Origin of the sequence: Actinokineospora cianjurensis, assembly GCF_003663795.1 — a bacterium.
GTDB lineage: Bacteria > Actinomycetota > Actinomycetes > Mycobacteriales > Pseudonocardiaceae > Actinokineospora > Actinokineospora terrae.
The window spans coordinates 1232893-1257905 of sequence record NZ_RCDD01000001.1; the positions used below are offsets into that span (position 1 = coordinate 1232893).

Here is a 25013-nt window from a genome sequence, read left to right on the forward strand (position 1 = left end):
ATACCCTCCACCCCGTGGACGACCAACTCACCCGCCCGCAGCGCCGCCGGGCGGTGGCCGCGCTGGTGGCCATCGTCGTGGCGGGGTTGACCGCCGCGCTCGGGGTGCTCCTGGTGGTGGCCGCGGTCACCGAGGACGCGGCGATCGAGCGCTACACCGGCAACGCGAACGCCGACGTGGTGAGCGTGTCGTTCAGCCGGACCCTGGTCCGGTTCCAGACCCCGGACGGCGCCGAGCACCTGCCCAGCGTGGGTGTCCTCTACCCGGAGGCGCTGGCGGAGGGTCAGGTCGTGCGGGTCGAGTACGACCAGCGCAACCCGGACCTGGTGCGGGTCGCCGGGCGCGGCGCCGCGCTGACGATCCTGCCGGTCGGCACGGCCGTGTTGGGCGTGTGGGTGGTGGCGGGCGGGTTCCTCTACTGGCTGCGACGGCAGGGTCCCCTGAACGTGCGGCGGCTGCGCCCCCGGCGGCGGATCCGGCTATGACACTTCTCCGCGATTTCGGCGTTCAGGTGTAACATCGGCGGTGTGCAGAGCCGAGAGCTGGACCAGTTCGAGCAGACCGTGGCCGCCGACCACCGGGTCGAGCCGCGGGACTGGATGCCGGACGGCTACCGGGCCACCCTGGTCCGCCAGATCGCCCAGCACGCGCACTCCGAGATCATCGGCATGCAGCCGGAGGGCAACTGGATCAGCCGGGCGCCCTCGCTGCGCCGCAAGGCCATCCTGCTGGCCAAGGTGCAGGACGAGGCCGGGCACGGCCTCTACCTCTACGCCGCCGCCGAGACGCTGGGCGCCGACCGCGAGGAGCTGACCGAGAAGCTCATCGCCGGGCGGCAGAAGTACTCCTCGATCTTCAACTACCCCACACTGACCTACGCCGACGTCGGCGTCATCGGCTGGCTGGTCGACGGCGCCGCCATCTGCAACCAGGTACCGCTGTGCCGCACCTCTTACGGCCCGTACGCGCGCGCGATGATCCGGGTCTGCAAGGAGGAGTCCTTCCACCAGCGGCAGGGCTACGAGCTGCTGATGACCATGATGAGCGGCACCGAGCAGCAGCGGGCGCTGGTGCAGGAGTCGGTCGACCGCTGGTGGTGGCCGTCGCTGATGATGTTCGGCCCGCCGGACGCGGAGAGCTCCAACACCGAGCAGTCGATGCTGTGGCGGATCAAGCGGCACACCAACGACGAGCTGCGCCAGCGGTTCGTGGACATGTCGGTGCCGCAGGCGGCGAAGCTGGGCGTCACGCTGCCCGACCCGCACCTGGTGTGGAACGCCGAGCGCGGCCACCACGACTTCGGCGAGATCGACTGGACCGAGTTCTGGCAGGTCGTGAAGGGCGACGGACCGTGCAACGCGCAGCGGGTCGAGCACCGGCGCAGGGCGCACGAGGACGGCGCGTGGGTTCGCGAGGCCGCGACGGCGTACGCGCGTAAGAAGGAGCAGGCGGCATGACCAGGTCTTCCTGGCCCCTCTACGAGGTCTTCGTGCGGGGTAAGCGCGGGCTGAACCACGTGCACGTCGGTTCGCTGCACGCCCCCGACGACGAGATGGCACTACGCAACGCACGCGACCTCTACACCCGGCGCAACGAGGGCGTGAGCATCTGGGTGGTGAAGGCGGAGTCCATCACCGCCTCTAGCCCGGACGAGAAGGACCCGTTCTTCGCCCCCAGCGGCGACAAGGTCTACCGCCACCCCACGTTCTACGCGATCCCCGAGGACGTCCCGCACCTCTAAGAACGGAACCGCATGGACAACGCCTACGACGGCCTCACCGATGCGGGCGAGGAGAAGCACTGGGCGTTCGGCACGGGCTTCACCGACGCCCTCACCGGCGTCGGCCGCGACATCCCCGCCGTCGACCGGGAAGCCCTCACCGCGTACTGCCTGATGCTCGGCGACGACGCGCTCATCTACTCGCAGCGCCTCGCCGAGTGGTGCTCGCGCGCGCCCGAGCTGGAGGAGGACGTCGCGCTGGCCAACATCGCCCTCGACCTGCTGGGCCAGGCCAGGCTGCTGCTCTCCCGGGCCGCCGAGGTCGAGGGCGCAGGCCGCGACGAGGACGCGCTGGCCTACCTGCGCGACGAACGCGCCTTCCGCAACGTCCGCCTCGCCGAGATCGACTGCGGCCCGGGGCCCGGAGGCGACTTCGGCACCACGATCGCCCGGCTGCTGGTGTTCTCGACCTGGCGGCTCGCGCTGTTGCAGCGGCTGGTGGGGTCGGCGGACCCGGTGCTGGCCGCCGTCGCCGCCAAGGGCGTGAAGGAACTGGCGTACCACCGCGACCACGCCGCCCAGTGGGTCCTGCGGCTGGCGGGGGGCACGGAGTACTCGCGCGAGCGGATCGTCGAGGGCCTGGCCACGGTGTGGGCGTTCACCGACGAGCTCTTCGCCACGCATCCCGTCGAGGCCGCCTTGCCCGGTGTCGCGGTCGACCCCGCCGCGCTCCGCGCGGAGTTCGACCAGGTCATCGGCACCGTGCTGACCGCGTCCGGCCTTGAGCGCCCCGAGACCAGGCAGGTCGCCCCCCTCGCCGGGCAGTCCGGCCGCGACGGCATCCACACCGAGGCGATGGGCTTCCTGCTCGCTGAGATGCAGCACATCGCCCGCTCGATGCCGGGAGCGGTCTGGTGAGCGCGCGCCAGGTGGCCGAGCAGGTGCTCGACCCCGAGCTGCCGGTGCTGACGCTGGCCGACCTCGGGGTGCTGCGCGACGTGCGGGAGGACGGTGACCGGGTGACGGTGACGATCACCCCGACCTACTCCGGCTGTCCCGCCATGGACGAGATGCGCGCTGACCTGGTGTCCCGGCTGGCCGCGGCCGGGTACGCCGACGTCGAGGTCCGCACGGTGCTGCACCCGGCGTGGACGACGGACTGGATCAGCGAGGACGGGCTGCGCAAGCTGGCCGACCACGGGATCGCGCCGCCGCAGCGGATCGGACCGCACGCGGTGGGGCCGGTGCCGCTGAACCTGGAGCCGCCGTCGCGGCGCGTGCCGTGCCCGCTGTGCGGATCGATGCGCACCACTGAGCTGTCGCGGTTCGGGTCGACCGCCTGCAAGGCCCTGCGCCGGTGCGAGGACTGCCGGGAACCGTTCGAGCAGATCAAGGAACTGTGACCGTGCGCGCCTTCCACTCCCTCCCGGTCGCCCACGTCGACCGGCTCTGCGACGACGCGGTCGCGATCACCTTCGCCGTGCCCGCAGAGCTCGGCGACCGGTTCGCCTTCCGCGCGGGCCAGTACCTGACGCTGCGCCAGGACGTCGACGGCCGCGAGGAGCGCCGGTCGTACTCGATCTGCGCACCGGTCGGCGCCGCCCCCAGGATCGGCGTGCGCCGGGTCGAGGGCGGCCTGTTCTCCGCGCACCTGGTCGACTCACTCACGGCGGGCGACACGCTGGAGGTCCTGCCGCCGCAGGGCACCTTCACCCCGGTCGTCGAACCGGGCAGCCACCACGGTTTCGTCGCCGCCGGATCGGGCATCACGCCGGTGCTGTCGATCGCGGCCACCGTGCTCGCCGACCCGACCACCCGGGTCACCCTGCTCTACGGCAACCGCCGCAGCGACACCGTGATGTTCGCCGAGGACCTCGCCGACCTCAAGGACCGCTACCCGGACCGGCTCCAGTTGGTGCACGTGCTGTCCCGCGAACCCGGCGACGTCGAGCTGTTCTCCGGCAGGCTCGACGCGGCCCGGCTCGGCGAGCTGTTCGACCGGGTGGTGCCCGCGCGCGACATCGACCACTGGTGGCTGTGCGGCCCGTTCGGCCTGGTCCAGGACGCCTCCGCCCTGCTGACCGCCCGGGGCGTGCCCACCGACCGCGTGCACCGCGAGCTCTTCTACGTCGACGAGCCCCCGCCGGAGCCCAAGCGGGTCGAACAGGGCGTCGATGGCCCTACCGCCTCGGTCACCGTGATCCTCGACGGCCGCGAGACAACCCTGTCGCTGCCGTATGACGAACCCATCCTCGACGCCGCACAACGCATCCGCGCCGATCTTCCGTTCGCTTGTCGCGGTGGGGTGTGTGGCACCTGCCGGGCGAAGGTAGTCACCGGCGAGGTGCGGATGCGCCGCAACTACGCCCTAGAGCAACACGAACTGGACGCCGGCTTTGTCCTGACCTGCCAGGGCCTACCGGAAAGCGACACCGTCACGGTGGACTTCGACGCGTAGGTTGGCTGGGTGAGCACTCGTCGGGGGATTGGTGCCAGCCCGGGTGTGGCGACGGGGCCGGTGGCGCGGTTCGGGGCGCGGCCGGTGCTGCCGACGACCGCGCCCGGTCTCGGGCCGGACGAGCCAGGTCGCGCTGCCGCCGCGCTTGAGCACGTCGCCGCCGAGCTGGACCGGCGGGCCGAGCGGACCGGGTCCGACATCCTGGCCGCGACCGCGATGATCGCCCGCGACCCGGGCCTCGCCGACCGGATCGCCGACCTGGCCCGCACGCAACCCGCCGCCTGGGCCGTCGACAGCGCGATCGGCGAGTACCGCGCGCTGCTCGCCTGCGGCTACCTGGCCGAGCGCACCACCGACCTCGACGACATCCGCGACCGCGCGGTGGCCTGGCTCCTCGACCGGCCCGTGCCCGGCCCGCCGTCGCCGGGGCACCCGTACGTCCTCGTCGCCCCCGATCTCGCGCCCGCCGACACCGCGCTGCTCGACCCGGCCCAGGTGCTGGCCATCGTCACCGAACGCGGCGGCCCGACCAGCCACACCGCGATCCTGGCCAAGGCGCTGGGCATCCCGGCCGTCGTGGGCTGCGCCGGGTCCTTCGTGGACGGACAGGTGGTGCAGGTCGACGGGGACGCCGGGGTGGTCCGCACCGACCCGGTCCCGGTCACCGCGCGCACCCTGCTCGACATCGGCCCCGGCCGCACCGCCGACGGGCACCGGGTCGAGCTCCTGGCCAACATCGGCGGCCCCGACCCGGTGCCCGGTGTCGAAGGGGTCGGGCTGGTCCGCACGGAGTTCCTGTTCCTCGGCCGGTCCCGCCCACCGACCGTGCGCGAGCAGCAGGCCGCCTACCGGGAGGTGCTGGCCCCGCTGGTCGGCCGCAAGGTCGTCGTCCGCACCCTGGACGCCGGGTCGGACAAGCCGATCCCGTACGCCGCGACCGGGTCCGCGCTGGGCATCCGCGGCTTCCGCATCGCCCGCGCCCGCCCCGACCTGCTGCGCGACCAGCTGGAGGCGCTGGCCCGCGCCGCGGCCGACACCGGCGCCACCCCGTGGGTGATGGCCCCGATGATCACCACCGCCACCGAGGCCGCCGCGTTCGCCACCGCGGCCCGCGAACACGGCCTGAGCACCGCGGGCGCCATGATCGAGGTTCCTGCCGCCGCCCTCCGCGCAGGTGACATCGCCGCCGAGGTCGACTTCCTCAGCATCGGCAGCAACGACCTGGCCCAGTACACCTTCGCCGCCGACCGGCAGCTGACCGACCTGGCCGACCTCCTCGACCCGTGGCAACCGGCCCTGCTCGACCTCATCGCCCACGTGGCGACCATCCCCAAGCCCGTCTCCGTGTGCGGCGAGGCGGCCGCGGACCCGTTGCTGGCGCTGGTGTTCGCGGGCATGGGGATCGGCGCGCTGTCGATGGCTCCGGTCAGCCTGCCCGCCGTCCGCACCGCGTTGGCCGCCCACACGCTGCCCCAGTGCCGCGAACTGGCCGCCGCCGTCCGCCGGGCCACCACACCCGCCGAGGCTCGTGCGACGGCCCGGCGGCTAGCCGAAGAAGCGGGCCAACTCCGGGGCTAGGACCTGGATGTCGACATTGTGGGTTTGGTCTGGGAGGGAGACCGCGGTCGCGTTGGGGAGGGCCGCGGAAAGGGTCTTAGCGGCGTTGCGGAGGAAGGGCGGGCTGGCGTCGCCGTCTACGACGAGGGTGGGGGTAGCGAGTGTGGTGAGGGCGGCGGTCGAACCACGGGCGACGATGTGGGCGTCGTAGGAGAGCGTGTGGGCTAGACCGACGAGGTAAGGCCATGCCGGGCCTTGGCGCATGTTGTCGATCGCCTGAGGTGGCATGCCGGTGGTGGTGAGGAAGACTTCGACGGCCTCGTCGCGGTTGCCGGACGCGGCCCGGGCGGCTTGGGCGTTGGCGAAGTCCTCGGAGGGGTCGTCGTTGAACGGCGGTTCGTAGACGGCGGCGCGGGTGATGGAGAGCCCGTGGTGGGCGGCCAAGAGGGCCAAGATGCCACCGGATGACATGCCGTAGACAGCACTACCGCCCACGGCAGCGAGTACGGCCGCCAAGTCCTCGATCTCCCGCTCGACCGCGTACGGCTGCGTGTCGGTGCTGCCGCCCCGACCCCGCCGGTCATAAGAGACAGCCGTCAAGCCTGCCTCCGCCAGCAACGCCCCCAATCCCGCAGTCGAGTTGCGGTCGTTGAAGGCGCCACCGACCAGCACCACCGGGGTACCGCTACCTACGGCCTCGTACGCGATAGCCGTGCCGTCCGACGAGTGAACTGTCTGCATGTGTCTCTCCCATTGAGTCCGCGTCTCGTCAGGACGACGAACGAGTCGAGCGGGAACGGACACCCAGCATCCTCTTAGTCAGAAACCGCCGCTCAACATCCGTCGACGCCACCTCGACCGCCTCGTCCAGGTCGGCGCACTCCAGGAGCGCGTACCCGCCGATCTGGTCCTTGGTCTCGGCGAAGGGGCCGTCGGTCCGCAGGACGGCGTCCCCGCGGGCCCGTACCGTGGTGGCTTCCGCGGCCGCCACCAGCCCTTCGCAGGCCAGCAGCACGCCGCGGCGGAGCATGTCGTCGCGCCAGGTCGGGCAGTCGGACATGTCGGCGGTGGCGTAGTCCGCTGCTTGGCCCGCGATGAGCATCAGGTAGCGCATGCCCCATCCCACCACCAGGTCAGACGGCGGTCTCCTGCCACCACGACAGGACGGTCTCCGCCACGCCCGGGGCGGCCACCAGCAGCCCGTCCACCGGCAGCGGGGCGTCCTCGCCGCGTCGGTCGAGCACCGCCGCACCGGACTCGAGCGCCAGTGCGACCGCGCCTGCCACGTCCCACTCGTGGTAGCTGTGCAGGACCGCCGCCGCCGCGTGGCCGAGGGCCACCTGGGTGACCGCGAGCGCGGCCGAACCCAGGACCCGGACTCCGGCGTGTGCGGCCGCGGCCCGCTCGATGAAACCGCCCATACCCGGCCACGGGCCGGTCTTGGCCAGTTCGGTGCACACGATCGTGCCCGCCGTGGACGTCCGGTCGGTCAGTTGGACGCGCACCCCGTTGGCCCGTGCACCCCGTCCGCGCGCCGCCGCGTAGATCTGGCCTCTATACGGGTCGGCCACTACACCGACGACCGGACCTTCGGCGTCGACGAGCGCGAGGCTGTAAGCGCACCACGGGACCCCGGCGATGTAGTTGGCGGTGCCGTCGACCGGGTCCACCACCCAGCGGTACTCGGACTCGTCCGAGCCGAGGTCGGCGCCGAACTCCTGGCCCACCACCGGGATGCCGGGGAACTCGGCGGTCAGCACCCGGCGGGTGTGCCGCTCCAGGATGCGGTCGGTGTCGGTCACCCAGTCGAACGGCGAGTCGAGCACCACCGGTCTGGCACCGCGGCCCGCGGTCGCGGTGATCACATCGGTCGCGTCGTTGGCCAGGCGGCCCGCGATCTCCAAGGCTCGTGAGAGCAGCCCCGGCTCCACCGGCTTGCGCGAGCGGGAGGACAAGAGCGTCATGCCAACCTAGAGTGACCACACCGTGTGGCCGGGGCGCGTCCGGAACATGAAAAGCCGGGTAGCGCCAGGCCAAGGTTGGTCATTCCGGCGGTACCCACCCGCTGTTCCGGTGTCGTTCGCCGCGCCGTCACGCGGTCGCCCACCCCGATGACGGCGCGGGGTGCGACGGTCGCTCCCGTGCGCGTCGCCATCGTGACCGAGAGCTTCCTGCCCCAGGTGAACGGCGTCACCAACTCCGTCCTGCGGGTGCTCGAACACCTCGACCAGCGCGGACACCGGGCGATGGTGATCGCTCCCGGTGCCGGACCGGACCGCCACCTCGGCGCGGACGTCGTCCGGGTCCGCGCGGTCGACCTGCCAGGGATCACCTCCCTGCCGATAGGTCTACCCACGCCCAAGGTGCTGACTGACCTGGCCGAGTTCGACCCGGATGTCGTCCACTTGGCGTCACCGTTCGTGCTCGGCGCAGGGGGGCTGTGGGCGGCTAAGAGGCTCGGGGTGCCTACCGTCGCCGTCTATCAGACCGATGTCGCCGGGTTTGCCGCGTCCTACGGCTTGAGTCGCGGGTCGCGGGCGGCGTGGCGGTGGATTCGTAGGCTGCACTCGGGTGCGGACCGGACCCTGGCGCCGTCGTCCGCCGCTGTGGCTGACCTGACCAGACACGGTGTGCCCCGCGTGCACCGTTGGGCGCGTGGCGTCGACATCCGCCGGTTCGCCCCGGAGCACGTCGACCGCTCGCTGCGCTCCCAGCTAGCCCCTAACGGCGAACTCCTGGTCGGCTACGTGGGACGGCTCGCGCCAGAGAAGCGGGTCGAGCATCTAGCCGCGATCGACGCGCTGCCTGGGGTGCGGGTCGTGGTCGTAGGTGACGGGCCCGAGTCGAAGGCGCTGCGAGAGCGGATGCCCAACGCAGCGTTCCTCGGCTTCCGCGACGGCTCTGACCTGGCTGCCGCGTACGCGAGCCTGGACGTGTTCGTGCACACCGGCCCACACGAGACGTTCTGCCAGGCAGTGCAAGAGGCGATGGCGTCCGGACTGCCGGTGGTCGCGCCTGACGCTGGTGGCCCGCGTGACCTGGTCGACCACGGCCGTACCGGCTTCCTGCTCGACCCGGACCACTTCGCCGAGCAGCTCGTCCCCGTCGTCGGCAGGCTCACCGACGCGTTGTTGCGCCGCCGGATGGGGGCGGCAGGCAGGGCGGCGGTGCTCAGCAGAACCTGGAGCGCGGTGTGCGAGGAACTCCTCGGGCACTACGACGCGGTGGCGCTGGGAAGAAGGTCGAAGGCCGCGTAAGCCATGCGGATCGTGCAGCTCGCCAACTTCTACGGCCCACGCTCAGGCGGCCTGCGCACTGCTTTGCACCACCTCGGCGCGGGTTACGTGGCCAGCGGGCACGAGGTCGTACTGGTCGTGCCCGGTAGGCGTACCGGCGACGAGTGGCTGTCGACCGGGGTCCGCCGGATAACCCTGCCTGCTCCGCACATCCCCGGCACCGGTGGTTACCGCGCTGTGGACCCACTCCGTGTATCGGCCCTCCTGGCCAGGCTGAAACCGGATCGGCTGGAGGTGTCAGACAGGCTCACCTTGCGCGGTATGGGCCGGTGGGCCGCTGAGCGTGGGATCCCGAGCGTGGTCATCTCCCACGAACGGCTTGATCGGCTACTGCAGCAGTTCCTGCTCCCTGGCGTGGTAGCTCGGTCCGTCGCGGATGCCGCTAACCGACGCATGGCCGCCAACTACGACACCGTCGTATGCACCACGGGGTTCGCCCGAGCCGAGTTCGACCGTATCGGCGTGACCAACGTCGCCCGCGTCCCGCTCGGCGTCGACCTGACGACGTTCACCCCCACCCGCCGCGACAGCGCCCTTCGCTCAGAACTCGCAAGAGGCGCTGACGCCCTGCTGGTCCACTGCGGCCGCCTCTCCCCGGAGAAGCACGTCGACCGCAGCATCGACGCCCTGGCCGAGCTGCACGCCACAGGTACGAAGGCGAGGCTCGTAGTGGCTGGTGACGGCCCGAAGATGGCGTCGCTGCGCAGGCGCGCGGCAGGTCTACCGGTGACCTTCCTGGGCTTCGTCGCCGACCGCGCTGACGTCGCCCGTCTACTCGCTACCGCCGACGTCTCCCTGGCCCCTGGTCCGCACGAGACGTTTGGGCTGGCCGCTCTAGAGGCCCTTGCATCCGGCACGCCTGTCGTGGTGTCCGAGTCGTCAGCGCTACCGGAGATCGTCAGGCCCGACTGTGGTCAGGCCGTTTCCGACGACGCGCCCGCGTTCGCTGGCGCCGTCGAGGGCCTCTTATCCCTGCCGGAACAGGACCGGCGCGCGGCAGCCAGGGCACGCGCGGAGCAGTTCGGCTGGCCCAGCTCCGTGCGGGGGATGCTCACCGCATTGAGCCTGGCATGACGCGATTGCACAGAGCCTCGTAGTCTGCGCACATGATGGCTCGCGCCGGTTTGGACAAGGACCCCCGCGACATCGCCGTGATGTTCGACGGGGTCGCCAAGGGGTACGACCGCACCAACACGGTGATGACGATGGGCTTCGACCGCCGCTGGCGCGAGATCACCCGCCAGGTGCTCGACGCAGCGCCGGGGGAGAAGGTGCTCGACCTCGCTGCCGGGACCGCCGTGTCCACGGTGGAGTACGCCCGCTCCGGCGCCTGGTGCGTCGCGGCCGACTTCTCCCTGGAGATGCTGCGCGGCGGCGCCGACCGGGGCGTGCCCAGGGTCGCCGCGGACGCCTTCCACCTGCCGTTCGCCACCGGCGCCTTCGACGCGGTCACCGTGTCCTTCGGCCTGCGCAACATGAACGACACCGTCGCCGCCCTCACCGAGATGCGCCGCGTGGTCCGCCCTGGCGGCCGCCTCGTCATCTGCGAGGTCTCACAGCCCCCACTACGCCCCCTGCGCTGGCTCTACCGCAACACAGTCCTGCGCGGACTCCCTCTGATCACCAAGCCGTTCTCGTCCAACAGCGAGGCTTACTCCTACCTCGCCGAGTCAATGCGCGACTGGCACGACCAACGCTCCGTAGCCCAACTCATCGCCACCGCAGGCTGGCACGACGTCGAATGGCTGAACCTGACCTTCGGCGTCGTGGCACTGCACCGCGCGACCAACCCGGCCTAGCGGATCATCTCGCGGTCGTGCTGCCAGCGGTCCACGCGGCGCATGACGATCAGGATGGACAGGGCGGTCAGGACGGCGAGGGCGCCGCTGATCGAGTTGGCGAAGAAGACGGACTCGAAGGTGGTCACGGAGCTGTCGCGGGTGAGGAGGTTCACCGCGAACAGGTCGACGGCGTGCATCAGGACGAACAGCGCCCACCAGATCGCGATCAGCTTGCTCGGGGGAACTTTCCGCAGGTCACCGCCTCGCGCGGGGGTGTCCGGCCTGCTCGCGCGCCAGACGTCGCCCACGACCATCTGCGGGAGCCACAGGTTGCCGATCGGGACTACCCAGGCCAGGACGGACCACCGGATGCGCAGCCGCTGCGGTGCGTCGCAGATGCGGGCCGAGTTGATCCGTGCTCGCCACAGCCACGCCAGGAAGGCGATGCCGGACAGCGCCACCCCGGCCAGCCAGGCGTAAGACAAGATGTTGGTGCGTTCGGTGGCCACCCGAAGTTGCTCCTCGGTGACCGTTGGCACTACCGAGTACACGTCCCTGACCAGCCAATACGACCGCCATGACTGCCACGCCGTTAAGAGGGCCACGGCAGTGCTGAGCAGGATAAGAGCGGACGCGACGAACCGGGCGGCGCGCGCGGGTTTCGCTCGGGGAAGATCTGGTGGGAGCTGCACCACGGGGATGCCGAACGCCGGGGTGGCCTGGTCTGGATCCGTCATCGGTGGCCTCTCCTGGTCCCTGCGCGTCCCCGGTGGATCGCTGATCACAGTCCGGGCGTTTCAGTTCCCTCTAGACTCGACCGGGTACGTGAAGGCTTTCACAAGGAGCGCGATGAGCACGACTGTCGGCCGCCGCAAGGCTGGCGAGGACGCTGAGGTCATCGTGGTCGGCGCCGGTCCCGCCGGGTCCACCGCGGCGACCTACCTGGCCAGGGCCGGGCTCGACGTGCTGCTGCTGGAGAAGAGCACCTTCCCCAGGGAGAAGGTCTGCGGCGACGGGCTGACCCCGCGCGGGGTCAAGCAGCTCATCGACCTGGGCATCGACACCCGCGAGGAGGCGGGCTGGCTGCACAACCGCGGCCTGCGCGTCGTCGGCGGTGGCGTCACCCTGGAGCTGGACTGGCCCGACCTGGCCACCTTCCCGCCGTACGGCGTGGTCCGGCCCCGCCAGGACTTCGACGAGATGCTCGCCCGCACCGCCCAGCGCGCCGGTGCCCGGTTGCTGGAGCAGACCACCGTGACCGGCGCGATCGTCGAGAACGGCCGGATCGTCGGGGTCAGCGCCAAGGCGGGCCCGGACAAGGCGCCGGTGACCTACCGCGCGCCTCTAGTGCTGGCCTGCGACGGTGTGTCTGCCCGGTTGGCGCTGTCGGTGGGCATGGAGAAGACGGACAGCCGCCCCATGGGGGTCGCGGTCCGCCGCTACTACGCCTCGCCGCGCAGCAAGGACGACTACCTGGAGTCCCACCTGGAGCTGTGGGACCGCTCCGACCCGGAGAACCCGGTGCTGCTGCCCGGGTACGGCTGGATCTTCGGCATGGGCGACGGCACGGTCAACGTCGGCCTCGGCATCCTGTCCACCTCTAAGGCGTTCGGCAGCACCGACTACCGCCAGCTGATGCGCTCCTGGCTCGACGGCACCCCCGAGGAGTGGGGCTTCCGCGAACCCAACGCCATCGGCAAGGTCGGCGGCGCCGCACTGCCCATGGGCTTCAACCGCACCCCCCACTACCGCGACGGCCTGCTCCTGGTCGGCGACGCGGGCGGCATGGTCAACCCGTTCAACGGCGAGGGCATCGGCTACGCCATGGAATCGGCCCGCATCGCCGCCGAGATCGTCGTCCAGGCCCTGGCCCGCGCGGAGGGCCCGGCCCGCGAACGCGCCCTGGAGGGCTACCCGGTCGCGATGAAGCAGGCCCTCGGCAGCTACTACCGCCTCGGCAACACCTTCTCCCGCCTCATCGGCAACCCCACCGTCATGAGCATCGCCACCAAGTACGGCCTGCCCCGCAAAACCCTGATGAAGCTCGTCCTGAAGCTCCTCGCCGGCCTCTACGACCCCAAAGACGGCGACGCCTACGACCGCATCATCACCGCCGCCACCCGCCTCACCCCCAGCGCCTGACCCGTATGCCTCGATCGGGTGAGGAGTTGTCGAGTCCCTAGCCTTACTCGGTGCTCCCCACCCCCCAAGCCTTCGCCGACGAGTCCTTCCTTGAGACTGATGAGGGTGGCTTCTACGTTCTCGCGGCTGCCCTGTTCGAAGCAGGCCGTCTTGACGAAGCGAGACACGGGCTGGTGCGACTTCGGGGCCCCAGGCACGCAAAGAAGCTGCACTGGCACCAGATGGATGGTCGCCAACGACTCCGGGCCGCAGCCGCAGTTCATGACCTGGGCGGACTCAACCTCGTTGTCGTCGGCGCGCCGGTCCCCCGCAAGAGGCACGAGCGGGCTCGTGCCAAGTGCCTGGAGCGACTTGTCACAGAACTGCACGGACAGGGTGTTTCCGAGTTGTTCGTGGAGAGCCGAACGCCTGTGCTGAACCAGCGTGACGTGCAGACCGTCGTAGGGGCGCGCTTCAATCTTCCCAAGAGGGCCGCTTTCCGGGTCGCGCATGTGCCCGGCGCCGAAGAGCCGCTGTTCTGGGCGGCTGATGTGGTCGCTGGCGCGGTTCGCGCTCATCTCTTGGGTGACCACGCGTGTCGAGACCTGCTGGCGTCGCGCATCAAGGAGTTCGAGGTACTCACAGGCTGCTGAACCAACGCAGGACATGCGTAAGGCCAGGGTCCCGGTTTGCCCCAGGTGCACCTGGCCTTGCGACTCGCCCACCGCCCACGACGCTGGACTCTCGTGACCAGCGTACCAAACGCCAGTCCTCTCCGGAGTTACCCGGAAGAGTGGTTGCGCAGGGCCAGGGTCCCGGTATACCCCGGTTGCACCTGGCCTTACGACTCGCCACCCGCCCACGACGGGAGACTCCTCTGGTGCGCGTGGTCAGGGTCCCGGTCTGCCCCGGGGAGCACCTGACCGCACGGCTCGTCCGCCGCCCACGGCGCCGGACTCTCGGCGGTCAAGCTACTGGGTCGGGTGGGTATTCCGCGTGTCGAGTTCGGCTCTATCACTCGGTTGTGTGGCTGGACTGCGCGATTCCGTACTGCGCACCAGAATTCATTCGCAGAGTTCTCGAATTGGTCTGTTAGCTGGTGCAAGCGGTGTGTTAGCGCTGGTCAGGGCAGCGGGAAGGATCATCGAGTGTTCACGGAGAGTTGCCGAGGGGGTCCGGTTTCCGGCTGTGAGCAAGGTCCTACACTGGCCCCGATGCCTGTGAGGCCGTTCACAACTCCGAGCCGAGCTTGTGAATGTTTTCACAAGCTCGGCACACCGTGGGTTAGGCAAGCCTAACAAACGGTGGTCGGAACCGGGGACCATAGGGTTCCGGCCGAGGACGCGGGAAAGGACGACGAGGGTGCCCACGCTTAGGCCATTGCTGACGGAGCTAGCCCAGACGCCGGTGGCGCAGCCGCCGGATGTGGTGTCCAACCTGGGCGTTTACCTGCCCTTGGTGGTCATGTTCGTGCTGGCCGCAGGCTTCGCCGTGTTCTCCGCGCTGCTCGGGCCGCTGCTCGGGCCCAGCCGCTACAACCGGGCCAAGGTGGCCGCGTACGAGTGCGGCATCGAGCCGTCGCCGCAGCCGGTGATCGGTGGTGGCCGCGTCCCGGTCGCGTACTACCTGACCGCCATGCTCTTCATCCTCTTCGACATCGAGATGGTGTTCCTCTACCCGTTCGCGGTGTCGGCGGACTTCCTCGGCCTCTTCGGCCTGGTCGAGATCTTCTTGTTCATCGCGACAGTCGGCTTCGCCTACGCCTACGTGTGGCGGCGCGGCGGGCTCGACTGGAACTGAAAGGGGGCGGACGGACATGGGTATCGAGGAGAAACTGCCCAACGGCATCATGTTGGCCAGCCTGGAGAAGCTGGTGAACTGGGGCCGCAAGAACTCGCTGTGGCCCGCGACGTTCGGCCTGGCCTGCTGCGCCATCGAGATGATGACCACCGGCGGCCCGCGCTACGACATCGCCCGGTTCGGCATGGAGGCGTTCCGGGCCTCGCCGCGCCAGGCGGACCTGATGATCGTGGCCGGTCGGGTGACCAACAAGATGGCCCCGGTGCTGCGCCAGATCTACGACCAGATGGCCGAGCCGCGCTGGGTGCTGGCGATGGGCGTGTGCGCGTCCTCCGGCGGCATGTTCAACAACTACGCCGTGGTGCAGGGCGTCGACCACGTGGTCCCGGTGGACATGTACCTGCCCGGCTGCCCGCCGCGGCCGGAGATGCTGCTCGACGCGATCCTCAAGCTGCACGCCAAGATCGGCGACGAGCCGATCAACGCGACCCGCGCCGCGATCCGCGCGGCCAGCGGTGCCCGCACGGAACTGATTGCCTCATCCGTGAAGTTCGCCAAGAAGAAGTGACCTGATGGCTGACAACCCCACCACACCGGAAGCCGACGCGGGCAAGGAGACGGGCGCAGCGCACTCCAGCGCCCAGCAGCCCGCCGAGGGGCTCAACGACCCCACCGCCGTCGCCGGGCACACCAACGCGCCCGCCGAGCCGGTCCAGGCCGGTCGCACCCGCAAGGGCATGTTCAACGTCGCGGGCACCGGCGACACCTCCGGCTTCGGCGGTCTCGTGCTGCCCGCCTACAGCCCGGCCCCGGCCGAGCGCCCCTACGGCGGCTGGTTCGACGAGTTCACCGACGACCTCACCGCCGCCATGGCGACCCGCGAGGTCCCGGCCGAGGCCATCCAGCAGGTCACCGTCGACCGCGGCGAGATCACCTACTACGTCCACCGCGACCACCTGCTCGCGCTGTGCCGCCTGCTGCGCGACGAGCCGGCGCTGCGCTTCGAGCTGTGCAGCTCGGTGTCCGGTGTGGACTACGGGGTGGACGTGCCACAACGTCTCCACTCGGTCTACCACCTCACGTCGATGACCTACCGCCGCCGCATCCGGCTGGAGGTCGCCGTCGACGTGGACGACGCGCACATCCCCTCGGTGGTCGAGGTCTACCCGACCGCCGACTGGCAGGAGCGCGAAGCCTGGGACATGTTCGGCATCGTCTACGACGGCCACCCGGCGCTGACCCGGATCCTCATGCCGGACGACTGGGACGGCCACCCCCAGCGCAAGGACTACCCGCTCGGCGGGATCCCGGTGGAGTACAAGGGCGCGGAGATCCCTCCGCCGGACCAGCGGAGGTCGTACTCGTGACCACCAGCGAGAACATCCAGGATGCGAGCTCGAGGGACACCACCGAGGGCCGCGTCTACACGGTCACCGGCGGCGACTGGGACACCGTCCTCGAGGACGCCATCCACGACGAGCGCATCGTCATCAACCTCGGCCCGCAGCACCCGTCCACGCACGGCGTGCTGCGGCTGGTGCTCGAGCTCGAGGGCGAGTCGGTCACCCAGGCCCGCAGCGTGATCGGGTACCTGCACACCGGCATCGAGAAGAACTGCGAGTACCGGACCTGGACCCAGGGCGTCACCTTCGTGACGCGGATGGACTACCTGGCGCCGCTGTCCAACGAGGCCGCCTACTGCCTCGCGGTGGAGAAGCTGCTCGGCATCGAGGCGCCGCGCCGGGCGCAGGTCATCCGGGTGCTGCTGCTGGAGATCAACCGCATCTCCTCGCACCTGGTCGCGCTGGCCACCGGCGGTATGGAGCTGGGCTCGCTGACCGCGATGACCTCCGGCTTCCGCGAGCGCGAGGAAGCGCTGCACGTGCTGGAGTTCATCACCGGCCTGCGGATGAACCACGCGTTCATCCGCCCCGGTGGCGTGGCCCAGGACCTGCCGGACGGCTACGAGGTCAAGGTCAAAGAGTTCCTGCAGACGATGAACAAGCGCCTGCCGGACTACGACAAGCTGCTGACCGGTCAGCCGATCTGGCGCAACCGGCTCAAGGACGTCGGCTACCTCCCGGTGGACGCCTGCCTGGCGCTCGGGGTCACCGGCCCGATCCTGCGCTCCGCGGGCCTGCCGTGGGACCTGCGCAAGACCGAGCCGTACCTGGGTTACGAGGAGTACGACTTCGAGGTCCCCACCTCCAACGACGCCGACTCCTTCGCCCGCTACCTGCTGCGCGTCGAGGAGATCCACCAGTCGCTGCGGATCATCAGCCAGGCGCTCAAGAAGCTCGAGCCGGGCCCGGTGATGGTCGAGGACCAGAAGGTCGCCTGGCCTGCCAAGCTGACCATCGGCCCGGACGGCATGGGCAACTCCCTCGAGCACGTCCGCAAGATCATGGGTCAGTCGATGGAGTCGCTGATCCACCACTTCAAGCTGGTCACCGAGGGCTTCCACGTCCCGGCAGGCCAGGTGTACGTGCCGGTCGAGTCCCCGCGCGGCGAGTTGGGCTACCACCTGGTCTCCGACGGCGGCACCCGGCCGCTGCGCGTGCACGTGCGCGAACCCAGCTTCGTGAACCTGCAGTCGATGCCCGCGATGTCCGAGGGCGGCCAGGTCGCCGACGTGATCGCGGCCGTCGCCTCGATCGACCCCGTGATGGGAGGGTGTGACCGTTGAGCAGCACCGGTTCCACATACGGTGGCTCCAGCGTCGGCGCAGGCCGGACGCACCAGGCGTCGGTGGGTGACACCGACGTGCTGGCCGTCTCCCCGGTCGAGGCCGAGCACCTGGTCACCGACACCGCCGAGGACCTCGGCGTCTTCGACGCGCTGACCGTCGAGCGGGCGCAGGCGATCATCGCCCGCTACCCGCAGGCGCGCTCGGCGCTGCTGCCGATGCTGCACCTGGTGCAGTCGGTCGAGGGCAGGGTCAGCCAGGCGGGCATCCAGTTCTGCGCCCTGCAGCTGGACCTCAGCGCCGCCGAGGTCAGCGCGGTGGCGACCTTCTACACCATGTACAAGCGCAAGACCTGCGGCGAGCACCTGGTCAGCGTCTGCACCAACACCCTGTGCGCGGTGCTGGGCGGCGACGAGATCTACCAGAAGCTCGGCGAGCACCTCGGCGAGGGCGGCAAGCGCGTCGGCCACAACGAGACCGCGGGGGAGCCCGGCGCGCCCGGCTCCATCACCCTGGAGCACGCCGAGTGCCTGGCCGCCTGCGACCTCGGTCCGGTCATCCAGGTCAACTACGAGTTCTACGACAACCAGACCCCGGAGAAGGCCGTCGCCCTCGTCGACGCGCTGCGCAACGGCGAGAAGCCCGCGCCGACCCGGGGTGCCCCGCTGCGCGACTTCCGCACCGCGGAGTTGGAGCTGGCCGGGTTCTGGCCTGCGGACGAGTCGGGCTACCGGGCCTCTGTGGACGGTCCGTCGGCCGCGGTGGAGACCCTGCGCGGCGCCAAGCTGGCCGAGGACCGCGGCTGGACCGCGCCCGCCATGCCGAACCCGCCCCTTCCTGCCGAAGAACCGCGTGCGGGTTCGAGTATTGCTGGAGGGGAGAAGAAGTGACGACTCCGGTGAACAAGCCCGCCCCGGTGACGCCGGTGCTGACCAAGCGCTGGCTGTCCCCGACCTCGTGGTCGATCAAGACCTACGAGCAGCTCGAGGGCTACACCGCGCTGCGCAAGGCGCTCGCGGGCACCCCAGAGCAGCTCGTCGAACTCGTGAAGGCGTCCGGGCTGCGCGGCCGTGGCGGCGCGGGCTTCCCGGCGGGCATCAAGTGGTCGTTCATGCCCCCCAACGAGGACAAGCCGCACTACCTGGTGATCAACGCCGACGAGGGCGAGCCGGGCACGTGCAAGGACATCCCGCTGATGATGGCCGACCCGCACTCGCTCATCGAGGGCTGCGTCATCGCCTCCTACGCGATGCGGTCGCACCACTGCTTCATCTACGTGCGCGGCGAGGCGCTGCACTGCATCCGCCGCCTCAACGCGGCGGTGCGCGAGGCGCACGAGGCGGGCTACCTCGGCAAGGACATCCTGGGCTCCGGGTTCGACCTGGAGATCACCGTCCACGCCGGGGCTGGCGCCTACATCTGCGGTGAGGAGACGGCGCTGCTCGACTCGCTGGAGGGCCGTCGTGGCCAGCCGCGGCTCAAGCCGCCGTTCCCCGCCGCCGCCGGTCTCTACGCCGCGCCGACCACGGTGAACAACGTCGAGACCATCGCCAGCGTGCCGTTCATCGTCAACGGCGGCTCGGACTGGTTCCGCACCATGGGCACCGAGAAGTCGCCCGGCCCGAAGATCTACTCGATCTCCGGGCACGTCACCAACCCCGGCCAGTTCGAGGCGCCGCTGGGCACCACGCTGCGCGAGCTGCTGGAGCTGGCCGGTGGCATGAAGGACGGCGTCCCGCTCAAGTTCTGGACCCCGGGCGGCTCGTCCACCCCGATGTTCACCGCCGAGCACCTCGACGTCCCCCTGGACTTCGAGGGCGCGGCCGCCGCGGGCTCCATGCTGGGCACCACCGCGGTCATGGTCTTCAACGAGACCGTGTCCGTGCCGTGGGCGGTGATGAAGTGGACCCAGTTCTACGAGCACGAGTCCTGCGGCAAGTGCACCCCGTGCCGCGAGGGCACCTACTGGCTCACCGGGATCCTGGAGCGGATGGTGGACGGCAAGGGCACCGAGTCCGACATCGACACCCTGCTCGACATCTGCGACAACATCCTCGGTCGGTCGTTCTGCGCGCTCGGTGACGGCGCGGTCAGCCCGATCACCAGCGGCATCAAGTACTTCCGCGACGAGTTCCTGGCGCTCTGCGACCAGAACCGCGCCGCGCAGGACTCCCCGGCTTACGCAGGAGCGCAGTCATGACCATCGCGCCCGAGAACCCCACCACGACCAGGCCGGTGCCCGAGGGGCACGTGCGCCTGGTCGTCGACGGCCACGAGGTGGACGCCCCCAAGGGCGAGCTGGTCATCCGCACCGCGGAGCGCCTCGGCATCCAGATCCCGCGGTTCTGCGACCACCCCCTGCTCGAACCGGCTGGCGCTTGTCGCCAGTGCCTGGTCGAGGTGGAGATGGGTGGGCGGCCGATGCCCAAGCCGCAGGCGTCCTGCACCATCACCGTCGCCGACGGCATGGTGGTCAAGACCCAGCTGACCTCGCCGGTGGCGGACAAGGCGCAGCAGGGCGTGATGGAGCTGCTGCTCATCAACCACCCGCTGGACTGCCCGATCTGCGACAAGGGCGGCGAGTGCCCGCTGCAGAACCAGGCGATGGCGCACGGCCGCACCGAGTCCCGGTTCGTCGAGACCAAGCGCACCTTCGCCAAGCCGATCCCGGTGTCCACCCAGGTGCTGCTCGACCGGGAGCGCTGCGTGCTCTGCCAGCGCTGCACCCGGTTCTCCGCGCAGATCGCCGGTGACCCGTTCATCGAGCTGCTCGAGCGCGGCGCCCAGCAGCAGATCGGCATCGCCGAGGAGAAGCCGTTCCAGAGCTACTTCTCCGGCAACACCATCCAGATCTGCCCGGTCGGCGCGCTCACCAGCGCGGCGTACCGGTTCCGGTCCCGCCCGTTCGACCTGGTGTCCACCCCGAGCGTCTGCGAGCACTGCTCGTCGGGCTGCGCGGAGCGCACCGACTGGCGGCGCGGCAAGGTCATGCGCAAGCTGGCAGGCGACGACCCCGAGGTCAACGAGGAGTGGCTCTGCGACCGCGGCCGGTTCGGGTTCCGCTACAGCACCCAGCCGGACCGGATCACCCGGCCGCTGGTGCGCGACGCGGGCACCGGTCAGCTCGTCGAGTCCAGCTGGACCGAGGCGCTGCAGCTGGCCGCCGCCGGCCTCATCCGGGCCCGTGACGGCAAGGGCGTCGGTGTGCTCGCGGGCGGTCGGCTGACCGTCGAGGACGCCTACTCCTACGCCAAGTTCGCCCGGATCGCGCTGGGCACCAACGACATCGACTTCCGGGCCCGGCCGCACTCGGCCGAGGAGCTGGAGTTCCTGGCGTCCACAGTGGTCGGCACCACCCCGGAGACCGGGGTGACCTTCACCGGCATCGAGCACGCACCGGCCGCGCTGCTGGTCGCGCTCGACCCGGAGGAGGAAGCGCCGATCGTCTTCCTGCGGCTGCGCAAGGCGGCCCGCAAGAACCGGACGAAGGTCTTCCACCTCGGGCAGTGGACGACGCCGAGCGTCACCAAGACCAACGGCACGCTGCTCGCCTGTGTTCCCGGCAGCGAGCCCGCCGCGCTCGACAGCCTGGCCGCGCACGCCCCGGACGTCACCGAGGCACTCGGTGCCGCCGGGTCGGTGATCCTGGTCGGCGAGCGCGCCGCCGGGGTGCCCGGCCTGCTCAGCGCGGTGCTGCGGCTGGCTGGCGAGACCGGCGCCAATGTGGCCTGGATCCCGCGGCGGGCCGGTGAGCGCGGCGCGCTCGACGCCGGTGCCGCGCCGAACCTGCTGCCCGGTGGCCGCCTGGTCACCGACGACGCCGCCCGCGCCGCGGTCGAGCAGACCTGGGGCCTGGCCGCCGGTTCGCTGCCCGCGACGCCGGGCCGCGACACCGACGCGATCCTCGCCGCCGCCGACAACCACAAGCTCGACGGCCTGGTGGTCGGCGGGGTCGACCCGTACGACCTGGCCGACCCGGAGCTGGCGCTGCGCGCGATCGCCGAGGCCGGGTTCGTGGTGAGCCTGGAACTGCGGCACAGCGCGGTCACCGCGCTGGCCGACGTGGTGCTGCCGATCGCCCCCGCGGTGGAGAAGTCCGGCAGCTACCTCAACTGGGAGGGTCGCCGCCGCGAGTTCGGCAACACCCTGGAGGGCACCGGCGCGCTGCCCGACGGCCGGGTCCTGGACTCGCTCGCCGTCGAGATGGACGTCGACCTGTTCACCCAGACCCCGGCCGCGAGCGCGGCCGACCTGGCCAGGCTCGGTTCGGTCGCCCGCTCGGCTGGCGCCCCGCGGGTCGCGGCCGCCGCGGCCCCGAGCGCCGGTGCCGGGCAGGCCGTGCTGGCCAGCTGGCGGCAGCTGCTCGACCTCGGGTCCGGGCAGGACGGCGAGCCGAACCTGGCCGGTACCGCCCGCCAGGTCTACGCCCGGCTCTCGCTCAAGACCGCGACCGATCTCGGTGTCGCGGGCACCGCCACGGTGGCGTCCGACCGCGGCGCGGTCACCGTGCCGGTGCAGATCGCGGACCTGCCCGACGGCGTCGTCTGGCTGCCCGGCAACTCCGCGGGCTCGACCGTGCGCAGGACCCTCGGGGTCGGCCACGGTGCCGTGGTGACGGTGACTGGAGGCAATTCATGACCAGGGCCCAACTCCTGGCCGACGACCCGATCTGGCTCATCCTGATCAAGGCGGTCGCGCTGCTGCTGCTCGGCGCGGTGGCGACGATGGCCATGATCATCCTGGAGCGCAAGATCGTGGCCAGGATGCAGCACCGACCCGGTCCCAACCGGGTCGGTCCCAACGGCTGGTTCCAGTCCATCGCCGACGCGATCAAGCTCCCGTTCAAGGAGCAGATCATCCCGGACACCGCGGACCGGAAGGTCTACTTCCTGGCCCCGATCATGTCCACCATCCCGGCGTTCCTGGCGCTGTCGGTGATCCCGTTCGGCCCGGAGGTCTCGATCTTCGGCGAGCGCACCGTGCTGCAGCTGGTCGACCTGCCGGTCGGCGTGCTGGTGGTGCTGGCCTGCTCGTCGATGGGCGTCTACGGCATCGTGCTCGCGGGCTGGGCCTCCGGCTCCCCGTACCCGCTGCTGGGCGGTCTGCGGTCGGCGGCGCAGGTGATCTCCTACGAGATCGCGATGGGACTGTCCATCGTGGCCGTCATCCTCTACTCGGGATCGCTGTCCACCGGCGACATCGTCGACCGGCAAGCCAGCGGGTGGTACTTCTACCTGCTGATCCCCAGCTTCCTCATCTACTTCATCTCGATGATCGGTGAGACCAACCGGGCGCCGTTCGACCTCCCCGAGGCCGAGTCGGAGCTGGTCGGCGGCTTCCACACCGAGTACAGCTCGATGAAGTTCGCGCTGTTCTTCCTCGCCGAGTACGTCAACATGGTCATCGTCTCCGCGTTCTGCACCACGCTGTTCTTCGGCGGGTACATGGCGCCGTGGCCGATCTCGCTGATCGACGACAACTACTTCAACACCGGCTGGTGGCCGCTGTTGTGGTTCTTCGGCAAGACCTGGATCTTCCTGTTCGTGTTCATCTGGCTGCGCGGCACGCTGCCCCGGATGCGCTACGACCAGTTCATGCGGCTGGGCTGGAAGGTCCTCGTCCCGGCCAACCTGGTCTGGATCGTGCTCGTGGTCGGCATGCGCGCGCTGCGCAACGAGAACGACATCTCCTCCAGCACCGTCCTGGTCACCATCGGCATCGCGCTCGCTGTCCTCGTCGGCGTGGTGTTCCTGCTGCCGGAACGCGCGCCGAAGTCGGACGGCCCGGTCGTCCCGGTCACCGGTGGCGGGTACCCGGTCCCGCCGCTGGACTTGAAGGTCCCGGACAAGGCCGACCTCAAGCCGAGGGTCCGCCGCAGGCGGGAGAAGGCCGCCGTCGGTGCCGCAGCGGGTGCCCAGAAGGAGACTGAGCAGTGAGCATCTTCGACCCCTTGAAGGGCTTCGGAGTCACCTTCTCGACCATGTTCAAGAAGGTCGTCACCGAGGAGTACCCGGAGAACTTCCCGGGCACCGCGCCCCGCTACCACGGTCGCCACCAGCTCAACCGGCACCCGGATGGGCTGGAGAAGTGCGTCGGCTGCGAGCTGTGCGCGTGGGCCTGCCCGGCCGACGCGATCTTCGTCGAGGGCGGCGACAACACCGACGACGACCGCTACTCCCCGGGTGAGCGCTACGGCGCCGACTACCAGATCAACTACCTGCGCTGCATCGGCTGCGGCCTGTGCATCGAAGCCTGCCCGACCAGGTCGCTGACCATGCTCAACGACTTCGAGCTGGCCGACGACGACCGGCAGCGGCTGATCTACACCAAGGAGCAGCTGCTCGCGCCGCTGCTGCCCGGCATGGAGCAGCCGCCGCACCCGATGCGGCTCGGCGACAACGAGCAGGACTACTACGTCAACGGCCCGCAGCTGGCCCGCAACGCGGAGGCGGCCAAGTGAGCGCGCTGCTGCTGGCCCAGACGGCGGCCACCCACGTCACCACCGGTGAGGCGATCGCGTTCTGGGTGCTCGGCCCGCTCGCCCTCGCAGGCGGGCTCGGCATGATCTTCGCCCGCAACGCGGTGCACTCCGCGCTGTTCCTGGTGCTGACCATGCTCAGCCTCGGTGTCATCTACATGGTCCAGCAGGGCCCGTTCCTCGGCTTCGTGCAGATCATCGTCTACACCGGCGCGATCATGATGCTGTTCCTGTTCGTGCTGATGCTGGTGGGCAGGGACTCCTCGGACTCGGTGGTCGAGGTGCTGCGCGGCCAGCGGCTGTGGGCGACGGTGTTCGGCGTCGGCCTCGCGGTGCTGATCGTGGCCGCCGTCGCCCGCGCGCTCACCGACGTCCGGCCGGTCGGGCTGGCAGGCGAGACCGCCAACGGCGGCCAGGGCAACGTCTACAACATCGGCAAGGCCCTGTTCACCGACTACGTCTTCCCGTTCGAGCTGACCTCGGCGCTGCTCATCACCGCGGCCGTCGGCGCGATGGTGCTCGGCTACGTCGACCGGCACGTGCGCGGCCGCAAGACCCAGAAGGAACTGGTCGAGGCCCGCTTCCGCGGTGAGCACGACCGGCCGTCGCCGCTGCCGGGTCCCGGCGTGTTCGCCACGTCCAACTCGGTCGCCACCCCGGCGCTGCTGCCGGACGGCTCCGTCGCCGAGGAGTCGCTCTCGCGGCTCATCGACGCGACCGCCTCGGCCAAGCTCGACGAGGAGCGCAAGGCCGTCGCGGGCACCCTGCCCGGCCCGGACGCCCGCGCGCTCGCCCCAGGCAAGGAGGAGTCGTGACCCCGACGTACTACCTGCTGCTGTCCGCGCTGCTGTTCACCATCGGCGCCGTCGGCGTCCTGGTGCGCCGCAACGCCATCGTGGTGTTCATGTGCGTCGAGCTGATGCTCAACGCGGTGAACCTCTCGCTGGTGACCTTCGCGCGGATCAACGGCAGCCTCGACGGCCAGATCATGGCGTTCTTCGTGATGGTCGTCGCCGCGGCCGAGGTCGTGGTGGGTCTGGCGATCATCATGTCGATCTTCCGGACTCGCCGGACCGCGTCGGTCGACGATTCCAACCTGCTGAAGTACTAAGGGGA

General features: G+C 70.3%; 27 protein-coding genes. 23 read left to right on the plus strand and 4 right to left on the minus strand.

Annotation, left to right across the window (positions count from 1 at the left end):
- Positions 1 to 14 precede the first annotated feature (14 nt).
- The 7 genes from CLV68_RS05875 to CLV68_RS05905 are packed head-to-tail and all read left to right on the plus strand — an operon-like array spanning position 15 to position 5756.
- The gene (locus tag CLV68_RS05875; protein ID WP_121389507.1) at positions 15 to 485 is read left to right on the plus strand and encodes a DUF3592 domain-containing protein; all 471 of its coding nucleotides are present in this window, start codon (positions 15 to 17) and stop codon (positions 483 to 485) included.
- Between the two features lie 42 nt (positions 486 to 527).
- A complete protein-coding gene (gene paaA / locus CLV68_RS05880; RefSeq protein ID WP_121389508.1) occupies positions 528 to 1457 on the plus strand; it encodes a 1,2-phenylacetyl-CoA epoxidase subunit PaaA in 930 nt (309 codons plus the stop codon).
- Complete coding sequence (gene paaB, locus CLV68_RS05885) at positions 1454 to 1741, plus strand: 1,2-phenylacetyl-CoA epoxidase subunit PaaB (RefSeq protein WP_092777472.1); 288 nt, start codon at positions 1454 to 1456, stop codon at positions 1739 to 1741. Before paaA ends, paaB begins: the two co-directional genes overlap by 4 nt.
- 12 nt (positions 1742 to 1753) lie before the next feature.
- Entirely contained in the window at positions 1754 to 2638 is an 885-nt protein-coding gene (gene paaC, locus CLV68_RS05890) for a 1,2-phenylacetyl-CoA epoxidase subunit PaaC (RefSeq protein ID WP_121389509.1), read from the plus strand.
- Positions 2632 to 3123, plus strand: a complete 492-nt coding sequence (paaD, locus tag CLV68_RS05895; protein WP_121389510.1) for a 1,2-phenylacetyl-CoA epoxidase subunit PaaD — start codon at positions 2632 to 2634, stop codon at positions 3121 to 3123. Before paaC ends, paaD begins: the two co-directional genes overlap by 7 nt.
- Positions 3124 to 3125: 2 nt before the next feature.
- Positions 3126 to 4178 (plus strand): 1,2-phenylacetyl-CoA epoxidase subunit PaaE, encoded by a 1053-nt coding sequence (gene paaE / locus CLV68_RS05900; protein ID WP_121390990.1) that lies wholly within the window; start codon positions 3126 to 3128, stop codon positions 4176 to 4178.
- Between the two features lie 9 nt (positions 4179 to 4187).
- Complete coding sequence (locus tag CLV68_RS05905) at positions 4188 to 5756, plus strand: phosphoenolpyruvate--protein phosphotransferase (RefSeq protein ID WP_121389511.1); 1569 nt, start codon at positions 4188 to 4190, stop codon at positions 5754 to 5756.
- Here CLV68_RS05905 and CLV68_RS05910 read toward each other — a convergent pair.
- Genes CLV68_RS05910 through CLV68_RS05920 form a run of 3 tightly spaced genes read right to left on the minus strand, consistent with a single transcriptional unit; the run spans position 5724 to position 7699 of the window.
- Positions 5724 to 6476, minus strand: coding sequence for an alpha/beta fold hydrolase (locus tag CLV68_RS05910; protein ID WP_121389512.1), 753 nt, complete (start codon positions 6474 to 6476; stop codon positions 5724 to 5726). The genes CLV68_RS05905 and CLV68_RS05910 overlap by 33 nt on opposite strands.
- 28 nt (positions 6477 to 6504) lie before the next feature.
- Positions 6505 to 6849, minus strand: a complete 345-nt coding sequence (locus CLV68_RS05915; protein ID WP_121389513.1) for a YciI family protein — start codon at positions 6847 to 6849, stop codon at positions 6505 to 6507.
- Between the two features lie 19 nt (positions 6850 to 6868).
- Positions 6869 to 7699, minus strand: coding sequence for an inositol monophosphatase family protein (locus CLV68_RS05920; RefSeq protein WP_092777480.1), 831 nt, complete (start codon positions 7697 to 7699; stop codon positions 6869 to 6871).
- Between the two features lie 177 nt (positions 7700 to 7876).
- Here CLV68_RS05920 and CLV68_RS05925 point away from each other — a divergent pair, with 177 nt between their 5' ends.
- From CLV68_RS05925 to CLV68_RS05935, 3 genes are read left to right on the plus strand one after another with little or no spacing between them, the layout of a single operon-like run.
- Complete coding sequence (locus CLV68_RS05925) at positions 7877 to 8992, plus strand: glycosyltransferase family 4 protein (RefSeq protein WP_211346435.1); 1116 nt, start codon at positions 7877 to 7879, stop codon at positions 8990 to 8992.
- A 3-nt stretch (positions 8993 to 8995) separates the two neighbouring features.
- A complete protein-coding gene (locus tag CLV68_RS05930; RefSeq protein ID WP_121389515.1) occupies positions 8996 to 10105 on the plus strand; it encodes a glycosyltransferase in 1110 nt (369 codons plus the stop codon).
- 35 nt (positions 10106 to 10140) lie between these two features.
- Positions 10141 to 10830, plus strand: coding sequence for a demethylmenaquinone methyltransferase (locus CLV68_RS05935; RefSeq protein WP_121390991.1), 690 nt, complete (start codon positions 10141 to 10143; stop codon positions 10828 to 10830).
- Here the strand turns inward: CLV68_RS05935 and CLV68_RS05940 are convergent.
- Positions 10827 to 11549 carry a DUF4328 domain-containing protein gene (locus tag CLV68_RS05940; protein WP_121389516.1) on the minus strand — a complete coding sequence of 241 codons (723 nt, stop codon included), beginning with the start codon at positions 11547 to 11549 and terminating at the stop codon, positions 10827 to 10829. The two genes, CLV68_RS05935 and CLV68_RS05940, sit on opposite strands and share 4 nt — an antisense overlap.
- Positions 11550 to 11661: 112 nt before the next feature.
- On the opposite strand from CLV68_RS05940, the gene CLV68_RS05945 reads away from it, so the two are divergent.
- From CLV68_RS05945 to nuoK, 13 genes are all read left to right on the plus strand, one after another.
- Positions 11662 to 12954 carry a geranylgeranyl reductase family protein gene (locus CLV68_RS05945; RefSeq protein WP_121389517.1) on the plus strand — a complete coding sequence of 431 codons (1293 nt, stop codon included), beginning with the start codon at positions 11662 to 11664 and terminating at the stop codon, positions 12952 to 12954.
- Between the two features lie 50 nt (positions 12955 to 13004).
- On the plus strand, positions 13005 to 13586 hold the full coding sequence (locus CLV68_RS05950) for a hypothetical protein (protein WP_246009682.1): 582 nt from the start codon (positions 13005 to 13007) through the stop codon (positions 13584 to 13586).
- A gap of 730 nt (positions 13587 to 14316) precedes the next feature.
- Positions 14317 to 14733, plus strand: a complete 417-nt coding sequence (locus CLV68_RS05955) for an NADH-quinone oxidoreductase subunit A (RefSeq protein ID WP_425426283.1) — start codon at positions 14317 to 14319, stop codon at positions 14731 to 14733.
- 16 nt (positions 14734 to 14749) lie between these two features.
- The gene (locus CLV68_RS05960) at positions 14750 to 15301 is read left to right on the plus strand and encodes a NuoB/complex I 20 kDa subunit family protein (RefSeq protein ID WP_092777490.1); all 552 of its coding nucleotides are present in this window, start codon (positions 14750 to 14752) and stop codon (positions 15299 to 15301) included.
- Between the two features lie 4 nt (positions 15302 to 15305).
- The gene (locus tag CLV68_RS05965; protein WP_121389518.1) at positions 15306 to 16100 is read left to right on the plus strand and encodes an NADH-quinone oxidoreductase subunit C; all 795 of its coding nucleotides are present in this window, start codon (positions 15306 to 15308) and stop codon (positions 16098 to 16100) included.
- Positions 16097 to 17419, plus strand: coding sequence for an NADH-quinone oxidoreductase subunit D (locus tag CLV68_RS05970; protein ID WP_121389519.1), 1323 nt, complete (start codon positions 16097 to 16099; stop codon positions 17417 to 17419). The genes CLV68_RS05965 and CLV68_RS05970 overlap by 4 nt, the downstream gene beginning before the upstream one ends.
- A complete protein-coding gene (gene nuoE, locus CLV68_RS05975; RefSeq protein ID WP_121389520.1) occupies positions 17416 to 18309 on the plus strand; it encodes an NADH-quinone oxidoreductase subunit NuoE in 894 nt (297 codons plus the stop codon). Before CLV68_RS05970 ends, nuoE begins: the two co-directional genes overlap by 4 nt.
- Positions 18306 to 19619 (plus strand): NADH-quinone oxidoreductase subunit NuoF, encoded by a 1314-nt coding sequence (gene nuoF, locus CLV68_RS05980; protein WP_211346436.1) that lies wholly within the window; start codon positions 18306 to 18308, stop codon positions 19617 to 19619. Before nuoE ends, nuoF begins: the two co-directional genes overlap by 4 nt.
- Complete coding sequence (locus CLV68_RS05985) at positions 19616 to 22057, plus strand: NADH-quinone oxidoreductase subunit G (protein WP_121389521.1); 2442 nt, start codon at positions 19616 to 19618, stop codon at positions 22055 to 22057. The genes nuoF and CLV68_RS05985 overlap by 4 nt, the downstream gene beginning before the upstream one ends.
- Positions 22054 to 23355 carry an NADH-quinone oxidoreductase subunit NuoH gene (nuoH, locus tag CLV68_RS05990; protein ID WP_121389522.1) on the plus strand — a complete coding sequence of 434 codons (1302 nt, stop codon included), beginning with the start codon at positions 22054 to 22056 and terminating at the stop codon, positions 23353 to 23355. Before CLV68_RS05985 ends, nuoH begins: the two co-directional genes overlap by 4 nt.
- Positions 23352 to 23879, plus strand: a complete 528-nt coding sequence (nuoI, locus tag CLV68_RS05995) for an NADH-quinone oxidoreductase subunit NuoI (RefSeq protein WP_121389523.1) — start codon at positions 23352 to 23354, stop codon at positions 23877 to 23879. The genes nuoH and nuoI overlap by 4 nt, the downstream gene beginning before the upstream one ends.
- Positions 23876 to 24712, plus strand: a complete 837-nt coding sequence (locus tag CLV68_RS06000) for an NADH-quinone oxidoreductase subunit J (protein WP_121389524.1) — start codon at positions 23876 to 23878, stop codon at positions 24710 to 24712. Before nuoI ends, CLV68_RS06000 begins: the two co-directional genes overlap by 4 nt.
- The gene (gene nuoK, locus CLV68_RS06005; protein ID WP_121389525.1) at positions 24709 to 25008 is read left to right on the plus strand and encodes an NADH-quinone oxidoreductase subunit NuoK; all 300 of its coding nucleotides are present in this window, start codon (positions 24709 to 24711) and stop codon (positions 25006 to 25008) included. The genes CLV68_RS06000 and nuoK overlap by 4 nt, the downstream gene beginning before the upstream one ends.
- Positions 25009 to 25013: the final 5 nt, after the last annotated feature.